The organism is Sphingomonas trueperi (assembly GCF_040545965.1).
GTDB lineage: Bacteria > Pseudomonadota > Alphaproteobacteria > Sphingomonadales > Sphingomonadaceae > Sphingomonas > Sphingomonas trueperi_C.
The window spans coordinates 291,251-304,597 of the sequence record NZ_JBEPMV010000006.1 but is presented as its reverse complement, the minus strand read 5'-3'; the positions used below and the strand labels follow the sequence as shown (position 1 = coordinate 304,597).

The 13,347-nt window shown below is 67.8% G+C and carries 10 protein-coding genes; 2 read left to right on the top strand and 8 right to left on the bottom strand.

All coding sequences use genetic code 11. The features are described from left to right. Positions 1-109 precede the first annotated feature (109 nt). The 3 genes from ABIC35_RS17985 to ABIC35_RS17975 form a co-directional block, all read right to left on the bottom strand. Positions 110-469, bottom strand: a complete 360-nt coding sequence (locus ABIC35_RS17985; RefSeq protein ID WP_121079355.1) for an ArsR/SmtB family transcription factor — start codon at positions 467-469, stop codon at positions 110-112. Then, positions 469-936: an SRPBCC domain-containing protein gene (locus tag ABIC35_RS17980; RefSeq protein WP_121076827.1), complete on the bottom strand. Its 468-nt coding sequence runs from the start codon at positions 934-936 to the stop codon at positions 469-471. Before ABIC35_RS17980 ends, ABIC35_RS17985 begins: the two co-directional genes overlap by 1 nt. A 433-nt stretch (positions 937-1,369) precedes the next feature. After that, positions 1,370-1,663 carry an Hpt domain-containing protein gene (locus ABIC35_RS17975; RefSeq protein ID WP_121076825.1) on the bottom strand — a complete coding sequence of 98 codons (294 nt, stop codon included), beginning with the start codon at positions 1,661-1,663 and terminating at the stop codon, positions 1,370-1,372. An 82-nt stretch (positions 1,664-1,745) separates the two neighbouring features. Here ABIC35_RS17975 and ABIC35_RS17970 point away from each other — a divergent pair, with 82 nt between their 5' ends. Continuing rightward, positions 1,746-4,034, top strand: a complete 2,289-nt coding sequence (locus tag ABIC35_RS17970; RefSeq protein ID WP_121076823.1) for a hypothetical protein — start codon at positions 1,746-1,748, stop codon at positions 4,032-4,034. A 141-nt stretch (positions 4,035-4,175) separates the two neighbouring features. Here ABIC35_RS17970 and ABIC35_RS17965 read toward each other — a convergent pair whose 3' ends face one another. The 4 genes from ABIC35_RS17965 to ABIC35_RS17950 all read right to left on the bottom strand — a co-directional run bounded on the left by ABIC35_RS17965 (position 4,176) and on the right by ABIC35_RS17950 (position 10,073). Next, entirely contained in the window at positions 4,176-5,231 is a 1,056-nt protein-coding gene (locus ABIC35_RS17965; RefSeq protein ID WP_121076821.1) for a LacI family DNA-binding transcriptional regulator, read from the bottom strand. A 28-nt stretch (positions 5,232-5,259) separates the two neighbouring features. Beyond that, a complete protein-coding gene (locus ABIC35_RS17960; protein WP_121076819.1) occupies positions 5,260-6,291 on the bottom strand; it encodes a cupin-like domain-containing protein in 1,032 nt (343 codons plus the stop codon). Next, positions 6,284-7,018 (bottom strand): SapC family protein, encoded by a 735-nt coding sequence (locus tag ABIC35_RS17955; protein WP_121076817.1) that lies wholly within the window; start codon positions 7,016-7,018, stop codon positions 6,284-6,286. The genes ABIC35_RS17960 and ABIC35_RS17955 overlap by 8 nt, the downstream gene beginning before the upstream one ends. 94 nt (positions 7,019-7,112) lie before the next feature. Next, positions 7,113-10,073, bottom strand: coding sequence for a TonB-dependent receptor (locus ABIC35_RS17950; RefSeq protein ID WP_354278541.1), 2,961 nt, complete (start codon positions 10,071-10,073; stop codon positions 7,113-7,115). A gap of 130 nt (positions 10,074-10,203) precedes the next feature. Here ABIC35_RS17950 and ABIC35_RS17945 point away from each other — a divergent pair, with 130 nt between their 5' ends. Continuing rightward, entirely contained in the window at positions 10,204-11,553 is a 1,350-nt protein-coding gene (locus ABIC35_RS17945; RefSeq protein WP_354278540.1) for an MFS transporter, read from the top strand. On the opposite strand, the gene ABIC35_RS17940 is transcribed toward ABIC35_RS17945, so the two are convergent. Then, positions 11,544-13,346 (bottom strand): adenylyl cyclase, encoded by a 1,803-nt coding sequence (locus tag ABIC35_RS17940; protein ID WP_121076811.1) that lies wholly within the window; start codon positions 13,344-13,346, stop codon positions 11,544-11,546. The two genes, ABIC35_RS17945 and ABIC35_RS17940, sit on opposite strands and share 10 nt — an antisense overlap. Position 13,347: the final 1 nt, after the last annotated feature.

Below are 13,347 nucleotides of genomic sequence, written 5' to 3'. Positions count from 1 at the left end.
CGCATCGGCGAACTGCTTGATCGCTTCCCGCCCTGCCAATGTGCCAACTTCTTCCAGGCCGCTGGATATCAACGGTCAATGTGAAATTGCTCTAGGCAGAAGCCGACGTTCAGGCGCAGTCTTCCTCGGAAACAATGCCGCTGACCAAATCATCGAGGCGGTTCAGCCGTTCGATCCATTCCTGACGATGATAGTCGATCCAGTCCTGCAACGGCGCGAGCCCGGCAGGATCGAATTGACAGGTGCGCACCCGTCCCACCTTGGTCGAGCGGGCAAGCTTGGCTTCCTCAAGCACGCCGAGGTGCTGCCCTATTGCCGTCTTGCTGATGGCCAGCACCGAAGCGAGTTCCGAAACGCTCGCGGGCCGTTCCGCAAGATGACTCACCATTCGACGGCGAGTGGCATCACCTAGCGCGTGAAACAGAAGGTCGACACTTGAGAGGCGGACAGACTCTACGGCAGGGTGCATCATGCGGGCTGCAGTTCTGAAGCCATCGTGTCGATCAAGAAGTCCCACCCCATCCGGCGCATTGCCGGGCCGTCGGCGCCTTCGAAATAGACCGCCTGGTGCGTGAGCAACACCTCAGTCTGGTCGCCGAGCGCCGCGATTTCGACGGTGACCACGGCGGCCGATACGCGGGCCTGATCGACGTCGAGGGTTTGGAAGAACACGATCCGAGCATTATCGGCGATCTCAGCGTAGGTTGAGGTCCAACAAAGTTCCTTTCCTGCGATGGGAGTCCCTGGCCGCATCCGGGCGGTGAGCTTCTCCTCACCGCCGGGGCGGAAGTCGAAGCTGTAGGACAGCGGCTCGTGTGCGGTACTGGCGGCGTACCACCTGCTCTTGCGGTCTTGAAAAGCGAAGGCGCTGAATACTGCGGGCGGAGTGGCATCGCAGATTTTGCGGATTTGGAACGTATCGTGAGTGACGGGCATAAACTGCTCCTCGGTGAAGTCCTGACTTCACTAAGCTCTACATCCCAACTGTCAAGTGCGCACTTCACTATCGCACTGACGGCAGTTGGATTCGCGGCTAGCGTCGGAGGGCGCGCCACCGGTGGTCTTGATCGTGTTTTGCGGGCATCTCGAACCCAGTTCATCGAGCGATTTCAGATGCTGCCGAGTGGCCCGCACTTAAGGCGCATTGCTGCCAGGCGAATACTGCCGACCTAACAGCAGATTGCGGCGTGAGCGGCCGGAGAACGCCCGACCTGCTAGCGGCACATTGTGGTCGTCAGTTGCCTCGCCCGCGGCCTTCGCAAGAGGGCAGCTTTCGCGCCTGCCCACAACAAAATGGACAGGCAGGAAACCACCCAGTTTCGGCCGTTCGACGATCCGCCGGAACAAATAGTCTGAGCCCTTCAACGGCTCAAAGCTTCTCCACCGCCTTGTCGATCCGCCGCAGCAGCGCGCCGTCCTGGGCGCTGCGCCGCACAGCTTCCTCGGCCAAGCCCATCAGGCTGATCGCGCCGAAGCTGCCCGCCAAGCTTTGCAGCCGAAGTGCTGCGCCGGCCCATTGCTCGGCGCCCTTGGAGGTCTTCATCATGTCGACCGAACGATTGACGCTCTCGAGGAACGCGTCGCGAAGCTCGGCGATCAACGCCGGATCGTCGCCGACTGAGGCCGCCAGACTCGTATCGATTGCACCGGGATCATAAGCCATGGCTAATCCTATCTCCACCTTCGTTAATCGTTGGTTGCCAACCCGGTCTTGGTCCGCGCGGCAAAGCTGGTAAGGTGGCCTGATGACTGGGGGCTCCACCGCTGAATCCGCCGTATCGTTCGACACCCACGCCGCCGAGCCGCCCGTGCTCGCGGAAAGCCTGGTGATCGACGACCCCGCACCCGTTGCGCCCGCCGAGCCGCTCGAAGCGCCGCGCCTTGGCTGGATCCTCACCCTGCTCGCGGTCGCGGCCGGGGTCGGCGCGACCTATGGCATGGCGGCGCTTGCGCTGCCCGCCTGGGACGAGCCGCTGAGCAATTTCCAGCGCGTCCAACTGCTCGCGTCGCTCTGCGTGCCCGCCGCCGTGGTCGCGCTGCTGTACCTGATCGCGGTGCGGACCAGCACCGCTGAGGCGCGCCGCCATGCCCATACCGCCCGGGCGATGCGGGAGGCGGCCGAGGCGCTCGAAGCGCGCACCGCCGTGCTCACCGATCGCCTGCTCGCCCAGCGCAACGCCCTCGCCGAGCAGGAAACCAACCTGTCGGTGCTGAGCGATGCCGCCGCCGAGCGCCTCGCCCATGCCGCAGCCAGCGCCCAGCGCCAGGCCGAAACGGTCGCCACCAGCACCCAGCAGCTGAGCGCCGCCACCGGCGCGGCCGAGCACAGCGTCGCCGTGATCCTCGCCTCGCTGCCCAAGGCGCACGAGGAAATGCGCGGGCTCGCTGACCGGGTCGATCATGCCGGGCTCCAGGCCGGGCAGACCGCCGCCGCGCTCGACATCCAGCTGACCGTGCTCGCCGAGCGTGGTCGCGAGGCCGATCGCATCGCCAGCGGCGCCGCCGAGCGTCTCGCTGCGCATATCTCCCGCATGGAAGCGACCAGCGAGGCGGCGAGCAGCCGGCTCGAACAGGTGACCGATCAGATGTCCGCGCAGGTCGACGCGGTGCTCGATCGCGCCGCCGCCGCGGTGGACCAGTCGCGCCAGGGCATCGCCGCGCAGGGCGACGCCATGCTGGCGATGCTCGGCGCCAACCAGGCCGCGCTCGAACGCGCGACCGAGGACAGCAGCACCGCGATGGCGCAGCGCATGGCGCTGATCGAGGATGCGATCATCCGCATCTCGTCGCGGCTCAGCGAGGAGCAGCGCCGCGGCGACGCGCTGTTCGCCCGCCTCTCCGAAGGCGCGTCGACTTTCGATTCGGAGCTGGAAGTCCTCCACGCCGCCGGCACCCGCCGCACCGAGGCGCTGGCCGCCGCGATCCACGGCCTCCACCAGTCGATGGACGGCATGACCCAGTCGATGCGCACCGGCGAAGGCACCGCGCGCGAAGTGATCGCCACCGCCGAGAACCTGCTGACCGCGCTCGACGCCGCCGCCCGCGAACTCGACGAGACCATGCCCGCCGCGCTCGAACGGCTCGACGACCGGATCGACGCCACCCGCAAGCGCATCGCCGCCTCCAAGCCCGAGCTGCTCGGCCTCGTCACCGCCGCCGAGACCACGCATGACGCGGTGGCGGGCATCGCCGCTTCTGTCACCCACCAGCAGACCGCGCTCGAACGCGGCCGCGCTGCGCTCGCCGAGACGCTGGCGACCGCCGCCGAGCAGGCCGAGACTCTCAGCCGCGCAGTCGACGGCGCGATCCTCCATGCGAAGAGCTTCACGAGCGACGCCGCGCCCGAACTGATCGAGACGCTGCTCCGCGTCCGCGACAGCGCCAACAAGGCCGCTGACCATGCCCGCGAGGCGATCGACGGCATCGTGCCGGCGGTCAACCGCGTGCTGCAGGATGCCACCGATCACGTGATCGAGCATGCCGTCGAGCTTTCGGTTCGCCGCCAGGTCGACACGCTGACCAAAGCCGCCGACGCCGCGATCGGCGCCGCCGCCCGCGCCGCCGAACATCTCCGCGCACAGATGACCGTGCTGGAGGAAGCCAACCAGCTCGCCGAGACCCGCATCGCCGAGGCGCAGGACGCGCAGGAACGCGCTGACAGCGACGGCTTCGCCCACCGCATGGCGCTGCTGATCGACGCGCTCCACTCGACCTCGATCGACATCGCCAAGACCTTCTCGACCGAAGTGACAGACGGTGCCTGGGGCGCGTATCTCAAGGGCGACCGCGGCGTGTTCACCCGCCGCGCGGTGCGCCTGCTCGCGCCGCACGAGGCGCGCGAGATTCACCGGCTCTACGAGCATGACGAGACGTTCCGCGAGAACGTCCATCGCTATGTCCATGATTTCGAGACGATGCTCCGCCAGGTGCTGAGCCTGCGCGAAGGCAATCCGCTGGCGGTGACGCTGCTCTCGTCCGACGCAGGCAAGCTCTACGTCGCGCTCGCCCAGGCGATCGAGCGGCTGCGCAACTGACGGTTGGGGGGATGCTTTGCCCCCACAAACCGTCATCCCGGCGAAAGCCGGGATTCAGACGCCTCTCGCTTTCAGAAGGAGCCGCGCCGGAGGCCCCAATGGATTCCGGCTTTCGCCGGAATGACGGCTTGAGGGGCGGTCTTAATTGACGCGCGGGCGACGGGTGGAGTCGCGGACAATCAGCGTCGAGGGCAGCACCACCGGCTCCGCCGATGCCGGTGCCCGGCCGGCACAGGCATCGATGATCCGCTCGACCGCCTTGGCGGTGATGTCGGCGATCGGCTGCGACACCGCGGTCAGCGCCGGGCTGGCGAAGCGGACGATCGGGGTGTCGTCGAAGCTGACCAGCGACACGTCCTCGGGCACGCTCAGCCCCCGCCCCCGCACCGCCGCCATGGTCGCGAGCGCGGTCTGGTCGTTGGCGGCGATCACCGCGGTCACCTCGGCGCGGTCGAGCAGTGTGCGCGCCGCGATCAACCCGGCGTCATAGGAGAAGTCGCCGGTCTCGAGCAGCGCGTCCGAGGACAGGCCCGCCGCCGCCATGGCCGCCCGCCAGCCCTCGACGCGCCACGCGCTCAGCTCATATTCCGCCGGCCCCGCGATAAAGCCAATCCGCCGATGCCCGAGCGCGAGCAGATGCTCGGTCGCCAGCCGCGCGCTGCCGCGGTCGTCCTGCACCAGCATATGTCCAGGGCCCTCGGCGACCGAGCCGATCCGGGCGATCTCGATCCCCTTCTCGGCGAGCAGCTTGAGGATCACCGGGTTCTGCGAATGCGGCGGGGTGAGGATCGCGCCGTCGGGCTGGAGTGCGGCGATCGCGGCGGAGATCTCGCGCTCGATCTGGTCGCTCTGGGTGTCGACCAGCTCGACGATCATCCGGTAGCCATGGGCCGCGCAGGCGAGCATGCCGCCGAGCAGCATCTGGTCGACCCAGTCGCGCCCCTCGCGCGCGCGCCAGTCGGCGATGGTCCGCTCGCGATCGTTGAGCGCGAGGATCAGGTAGGAGCGCGATCCGCTCATCCGCTGGGCCGCCAGCGAGGGGACGTAGCCGAGCTTGGCGATCGACGCTTGGACGCGGTGGAGCATCTCCGGGCGCACGCCGGGCTCCTTGTTGATGACGCGGCTCACCGTCTGCAGCGAGACGCCGGCATCGGCCGCGACATGGCGGATCGTCACGGACTGGCGCCTACGAGACATGCAACTTCCTCTCCTGCATCGTTTTTGCCTAGCGGCTGAGCTGGCGCAACAGATACGCGCGCAGCTGCCCCGCCGTTTCGGGGGTCAGCTGATCGAGGATGCCGCGGCCGCCCTCTGGGATGTGCGCGGTCACCCCGTCGCCGGGGGCGAAGACATAATGATCAAACACCTGCCGCCAATGCGCCCGGTCGGCTGCCGGCAGGTCGCGGATCGCGAGCAGGGCCGCCAGCAGCGCGTCGTTCGGCTCGGCGAGCCACGCCGGCCGCGTCCGCCACCAATAGTTGATCATCACGTTGAAGCCGTCGAGCGCCTCGACATGGTGCCACCACAGGCTCGGAATGCGCAGCGCGTCGCCGGGCGCCAGCACCACGGTGCGGGCATGGCGCAGCGCTTCGCGGAACTTCGGAAAGCGCACGAAATCGGGTGCGTGGAAATCGACCATGCTGATCGCACGGCCGCCCGGCGTATTGTCGAGCGGGCCGGGATAGAGGTTGGCGAACTGGTCCGGCGGGAACAGGGTGAAGCGGCGATGGCCGACCGCGGTGCAGACCAGATTGTCGGGCTCGTCGCAATGCGCGGCGACGCGGGTCGCGGTGCCGATCCAGATCGTCGCGGCGAGCCCCTCGCGCGGGCCCAGCGGCATCGGATTGGCCTCAGCCAGGCCGGGGAAGAAGCGCGGCACGTCGGTGGAGGCGATGTAGCGAAGCGGCGCATCCGCCTGCCCCTCGTCCGCAGCCATGGCGGCGAAGATCGCGCCAATCCGCGCGCGACGAGTGCGATGGTTCATCGCCATCGCGTCGTCGTAGAAGATCCGCGCGCCGGCGCCGGGGGCGCCCTCTGCATAGGTGAAGTCGGTGTCGCGCGCGAAGCCGGCGAGATAGGCGCGGGTGTTCGCAGGCCCCTTCCCGCCCTCGGCGACCAGCGGCCAGTCGGCGACCAGCCCGCGCACGACGAAAGGCTCGGCCGAGGCCGCCAGTGCGTGGTCGAGCGCCCAGCAATCCGCGACCGTGATCTCGGGCACCGGCCGCAGCCCGTCGAACAGATCGGCCGGATCAGGCATCGGCGCCCCGGCGCTGGAGCCGTGCGATCAGCAGCGGCAGATTGGCGAGCGACGCCAGCGCCATGGTGATCGGCAGCAGATGTCCGTCCCGGTGCAGCTCGCCCAGCGCGTCGCCATCGAGCGCGGCGAAGCGCTCCTCATGGATGCCGTGGAAGTCGACGATGTGCCGGGCATTGCCCTCGGCATCGTCGAAGCGGATCGAGACGGGCTCGAGCAGATCATGCCGCTCCAGCGCGTCGAAGAAATCGGGGGCGGCGCGGTAGCCGCGATCGAGCTGCGCGAGCCCGTCGAGCACCGCGGCGAGATAGGTGCTGGGCGTGCCGTCCGCCTCGAACAGCGGCGACGCTTCGGCATAGCCGGCATCGCCCGGTGCCAGCACGCGCGGGCTCGCCGCGGAAAGATGGAGCTGCGGCACGTCGCCACCGGCCGGCGGGGGACCGATCAGAAAAGGCCGGGTCGCCATCGCCAGCGGCAGATAGGGCGCATCCCAGCGATCGCCCTCCAGATAGAGGTTTTCCTCGGGCGCAAAGCCGAACAGCGCGACCGCCTGGAACCCGTCCCGTGCCGCAGTGCGCTGGAAAAGGATCGGATAGGCATTCTGCACCTGGCGGAACTCGCTGGGGACCACCAAGCAGAGCTGGACGGCGTCGCCCAGCGCCGCCCCACGCCGCCGGTCGATGCGAACCGCGTGGTGATCGTCGATGGTCACGAGCTGTTGGTCGTTCATGCGTGATACCCCCGGTTCCCCGCCGGCGGCGTTGGCACGTCGCGCGGCGGGGCGGAAGGGCCTTGGGGTATAGGCTCCCCCGAGGCCCCCATCGTCAGAAGCGGTAGCGGATGCCCACCGTGTAGCGGGCATAGCCTGGCGCGGTGACGGTCACGTACCGATCGGTGCGCTGGTGCGCCCGGCGGCCCTCGCCGGTCAGGTTGATGCCTTCGAAGAACAGGGTCGTGCGCGGCAGCGCCTCCCAGCTCGCGCTGGCATCGATCTGGCCATAGGGTTCGGTATAGCTCGGGTTCGACCCCGCGCCCGACAGGAACTCGGCACGCCAGTTATAGGCAACGCGCGCCTGGATGCCGTTCTTGTCGTAATAGCCGATCACGTTGGCCGTATCGCTAAGGCCGACCAGCGCGAACTGGTTGACCGTGGCGGGCTGGTCGTTGCGGTAATGCACGTCGCCGTCAACGATCGTGTAGTTGAGGATCATCCCCAGCCCGGTATCCCAGAAGCTGTGCTGGACGGCGAATTCCCAGCCATGGACGTTGGAAGTCTGGCTGTTGTTGACCGGCGTGTTGACGGTGAACAGCACCGGGGCGTCCTCGGGCAGGCCGAGAATGTCGCCGGTGTAGTTGCCGGGCGTACCGCCGGTGATCTTCACCGAACCCGGATAGTTGGCGAAGATATACTGGCGGATGTCGTTGGAGGTCGCGCCGGCACCGAGCGCCGCCAGCGCCGCCTTGTAGCGGGGGCCGTCCGCCGGGTTGGTCAGCCCGAACACCGGCTTCTTCACCTGGCCGGTGCCGATGAAGTTCACCACCGACTTGTGGAAATAGCCGACCGAGATGTAGCTGTCCGGCCGGTAATACCACTCGGCCGAGAAATCGAGGTTCTTCGACTTGTACGGCAGCAGCCCCGGATTGCCCTGGCTGCCCGTGCCGCCATCGACGCGGAACAGCGAGTCGATCGTCTGGCCGCCCTGTAGGCTGCCATAGTCCGCCCGCGCGATGGTGTGGCCGTAGGAGGCGCGCAGCTTGACGTTGTTGAGCGGCGAGATGTCGAAGTCGAACGAGGGCAGCCAGTTCTGGTAGGAGCCGCTGAGCGTCGTAAAGTCGCTCTTGCCCGAATAGACGACGTTGAGCTCGTTCGCGGCGACCCACTTGGTCCCGGTGGCGACGGGCACCAGCGCGGCGCTGTCGATCCAGGTCTTCTCGTAGCGGACGCCGGCATAGAGATGCGCCGGGCGGCCGAAGGCGTCGAACTTCACGTTTGCCTGGAGGAAGGGCGCGAGGGTCTTTTCCGAGATGTGTCGGTCGACCGTATACTGCGCCAGGCAGGTATCCGGCCCCAGCGGGGTGCCGCTCTGCGGCTTCGAGCACATCTTATAGAGACTTTCGAGATTGCCGACGAGCGTCTCGAAATTCTTGGTGAAGATCTGCGGGATCAGCAGGCTGCCATCGGTCTTCAGGCCCGGATATTTATCCGGAATGGTCGCCAGGGTGAACAAGCTGTCGGGCAGGTCCGAGGCCGGGCCGGCGCCCCCCCAGGTGTTGTTCTGGAGATAGCCATAGGCCGAGCGGACCTTGTTATCGACATAGGAGATGCCGAAGTCGACGCTGTCGAGCAACCCGCCATGATCGTAGCGACCCTTGAACTGGACCTGGTTGATCTCGTCGCGGAACATGCCGTTGCGGAAGGAATTGCCGGTTGCCTGGATGCGCGAGGCGTCGGTCAGGTCGATACCCGGCTGCATCTTGATCGAGAGCACCGGCATGTAATGGGTGAAGTCGATCGTCTGGCTGGCTGCGCCGAAGATCGCGGTGCTCACCGAGGTGCTGGTGCCGTATTTGTTGGTCGGGCCCGACTTGGCGGTCGAGTGATGGCCGTCGAGCTCGAACGAGAAGGCGCCCTCGGGCTTCCACTGCAGGTTGCCGCCGATCGAGTTGTTCTCGCTCTGGTTGGCGCTGAGGTTGCTGACATAGGAAACGTCCTTGCCCTCGCTCGCCTTGAACCGCTCGGTGTAGAAGATCGGGCTCGCCACTGCGCCGCCGGTCCAGCTGCTGACGGTGTCGTTGTTGTTGAAATAGACGCCGATGCTGTTGCTGCGCACGGTCACCCGGTTGCGCGAATAGGTATAGTCGATCGTGCCGGTCAGCGTGTCGGACGGCTTGAACTGCAGCACCGCCTGGCCGTTGATCCGCTCGCGCTCGATGTCGTTGATGCCGATGCCGGCGTTCTGCGGCACGGTGTAGATCTGGTCGCCGGTCGGGCGGTTGGTGATGTTGGCGTAGCGCGGATCGCCCGGCTGGGCGAGCTCGCCGGCCTTGTCGGACCCGGTGCGGCCGTTCTTCCAGCCGACATAGGCTTCGTTGTTGCCCGCCTTGCGCTTCTGGTAGGTGCCGGCGATCAGGATACCGATGCGATCGTCGAGGAAGCTGTCGCTGACGATGCCCGAGACTTCCGGCGTGATCGGCGTGTTCTTGGCGTTGCTCGAGCTATCGTACATGCCCGAGACGGCGACGCTGCCGTGCAGGCCCGGCTTGTCGAGCGGGCGCGGCGTGCGGATGTTGATCGTCGAGCCGATGCCGCCCGATTCGATGTCGGCGCGGCCGGTCTTGTAGACCTCGACCGCGGCGATGCCGTCGGACGAGAGGTTGGCGAAGTCGAACAGGCGCGAGGTCGGCGCGGTGGCGCCCCCGTCGAGCGTCGAGGTCGGCATCTGGCGGCCGTTGAGCGTTACCAGATTGTAGTTGGGGCCGAAGCCGCGGACGGTGACGGTCGAGCCCTCGCCGATCGAGCGGTCGATCGAAACGCCGGTGATGCGCTGGAGCGATTCGGCGAGGTTGGTGTCCGGGAACTTGCCCATGTCCTCGGCGGTGATGCCGTCGACCACGCCCTGTGCGTCGCGCTTCAGCGCCAGCGATTCGCGCAAACTGGCGCGGATGCCGGTGACGACGATGTCGCCATTGGCTTCGGTGTCGGTCGTGCCGTTCGTGTCCTGCGCCGCTGCGATCCCTGGCATCGCGAGCAGCGCCAGCGCGGATACCCCCGCGCGCCACAGCATCGACCTGCCTGCATGTACCCCTGTCATATTGGCTCCCCGCATATTGGATGAATCATGGTCCGCCATGATGTGAACGTTCACATACAAAGATCCTTTACCGGGTCAACAAGTCACATTTCTGTAGTTTTTAGTGGGAGGATCGTTCTCAAAACTGTCATCTCGGCGCGGCCAAGTTGCAGCATTGGTATTCGCTGACCGCCGCGCCAAAAGCGGCAGGAACAACGTTGGCACGTACCGCGCCAGCCTCTATTCCAGCCGCCGCATGCACGCGCCGACGCCCTCCCTATCCGCCCAAGGCACCGCGCGGCACTGGCGCTTCCTGCTGCTGTTCGCGCTGGCCAATGCGGGCGGGACGATCGGCTATCTGCCGCTGTTTACGGTGTTCCTGCCGATCAAGGTGGAAGCGATCGCCGGCCCCGACCGGCTCAACCTGTTCACGCTGGTTGCCGCGATCGGCACGGTCGCGGCGATCGCGGCCAATATCGGCTTCGGCTGGCTGAGCGACCGGTCGCTGGCGCGGGGGCGTGGGCGTCGCGGCTGGCTGCTGCTCGGCACGCTAGGCCTGGCGCTGGCCTACGCGCTGTTCGCCCGCGCCGAGTCGCCCCTCGGCGTAATACTCGCGGTGGTCGCGGTGCAATGCGCCGCCAATGCGGTGCTGGCGCCGCTGCTCGCGCTGATGGCCGACGAGATCCCCGATGCGCAGAAGGGCTTTACCGGCGGCCTGCTTGCGCTCGCCAACCCGATCGGCGCGGCGACGGCCTGGGGACTGGTGCAACTGCCCGGCGCCACGGAGACGCTTCGCCTCGGCCTGCTCTCGCTCGGCATCGCACTGCTGGTGGCACCGCTCGCCTTCTCCGCCGCACGTCGCCTGCCGCCACAGCCTGCGCCGCTGCCGCGGGTCCAAGCCCGCCGCAACCTCGCCGCGGCGTGGGTCGCGCGGCTACTTCTCCAATCGGCAGGCAACGGGCTGACGCTCTACCTTTATTACTATTTCGCCGACCTGCCCCCCCGCCAGACCGCGGCCGCGGCTGCCGATTTCGTCGGGCGGACGCTGGTGCTGGCCACGCTCCTCCCCCTGCCCTGCACGCTGTTGCTCGGTCGCCTCTCTGACCGGATCGGGCGCCGCAAGCCCTTCCTGCTCGCGTCCGCTGCGGTGACGGCGGGCGGGCTGCTGGTGATGGGCCTGGCCGATGCGCGTACGGTCGCAGTGGCGGGGTTCCTGATCTACGGCGTCGGTGCGCAACTGTTCATGGCGCTCCACGGCGCCTTCTGGATGCAGGAGCTGCCGAGCGAGCGCCATCGCGGCCGCGATCTGGGCATCCTCAACCTCACCAACACGCTGCCCGCGCTGGTCGGGACCGCGATCGCCTGGGTGGCGGCGACGCCGGGCAGCTTCGCGCCGTTGCTGTTCCTGCTCTCCGGCCTCACTTTGGCGGGCGGGCTGGTGATGCTCGCGGTGCGCGAGCCCGCTCAAGGATAGGCGAGCAGCCGCTGCAGCACCGCACCGGGACGCGCCGCCGCGCCGGTATCGTTCACCAGATGCGCGATCGTCCCCACCCCGCCGCCGAGCGACATCGTCGTCACATGGCGGAAGCGCACCCCCGGCCGCCCCGGCGCCTCGATCGCGCTTTCCAGCACGACCTGCGGGTTGCTGCGGAAATAGACATAGACGCCCAGCGCCACCGCCTCATGCGCGCGCACCCGGTCGTCGACCTTGTAGGCCGCCCAGCCGCGCGTCGCTCCCGCCATCCACGCCGCCTGGGTCGGCGGATCATAGGGCAGCTCGTTCTGGTAGAAAAAGGTCCGCCCGCGCTCGCCCCGCCACCAGGTCTGGTAGCGCTGGAAATGTTCGACGAACAGCGCATGCACGGTCACATCGTCGCCGTTGACCACCAGTCCCTGATCGCCGGTGCTCTCGTCCCAGCCGACATGGACGCGGGTACCGTCGACATCGCCGTGATCAGCCCGCCAGATCCACAGATGGTCGGCAAGGACGTGGTGGCTGTTGATCTCGAGGCAGGTCTCGACCTTGCCGACCTCGACCCCGCCGACACGGAAGAACAGATCGGCGAGCAGCACCGGGTTGTGGCGATGGTCGCCGGTGCAGCCGCGCTTCCCCACCTGCACCAGCACCGGCGAGCGCCGGGCGCCCGCATCGATCATCAGCCCGGCGATGGTGACGCCGGGCACGTCATCGATCTCGAGCACGGCATTGCCCTGCACCGCCTGCAGCGTCGCCAGCCCGATGCCGAGCAGCACGCGGTTGGCCGCCGTCACCCGCAGCGGCGCATCGAGCCGGTAGACGCCGGGGGTGAACAGCAGATGCTGGCCGCGGGCGAGCGCGGCGTTGAGCGTGGCGGCGTCCATCCCCGGCCGCGCGAGGAAGAAATGCGCGAGGGGCAAGGCGCTGCCCGGCGTCGGCCCGTCGGACCAGCTCGTCCCCTCCGCGTCCCGCCGCAAGGCGGGCACGAAGACGGACCAGCCGCCGGCCTCGTCGACCTGGAGGAACGGCTTTTCGCGGAGCAGCGGCACGCGCAGCAGCGTCGTCACCGCAGGATCGGGAAAGCTGGTTGCCGGCGCGCCCTGCACGCCCTGGAACATCATGTTCCAGTTGACGCCCTGCCAGCGGCCGATCCGGCTGCTGCGGCTATACCATTGCTGCTGGCTGCCGGCGCGGATCGTGCCTTCGATCCGGCAATCGGCGAGAAAGCCGCCGCTCGAAGAGCCGCCATCGTCGAGCACCAGATCGCCGAGCATGTGGATGCGTCGATAGGGGGCCGCCTGCGACACCGCCCAGCGGTCCCAGCCCTCGGGCGGACGCACGGTGAGGTTCTCGGCACCGCGCCAGAAATTGGCGAGCGCGTCGCCCTTCAGCCAGTCGGCATTGACGCGGACATGGCCGTCGATCGTCACCGCGCCAGGCATCGTGCCGAGCCCCAGCACCTGGGTGAAGAAGCCCACCCGCACGTCGGTGGTGTAGCGGCCGGGCTTGAACAGGATGGCGAAGCGGCGAGCGGTGAAATGCGCCGCTTCCTGCTGCGCGAAGATCGCATCGATCCGCGCCTGGATCTCCCCGCCGGGCATCGACGGATCGACCACCAGCACGTTGGGCCCGAAATCGGGCGTCGTCTCCGCGGTCATCGCTTCCCCCGCCTGTACCGGTAACGGCGCCCCTGCCGCCGCTACCATCGCCACCAGCCCGACATCCCCGGCGCGACGGATCACCGTGCGCCGGCCTGCATCGGGCAGGCAGCCCCCCTCGTTTTCGTGCAAT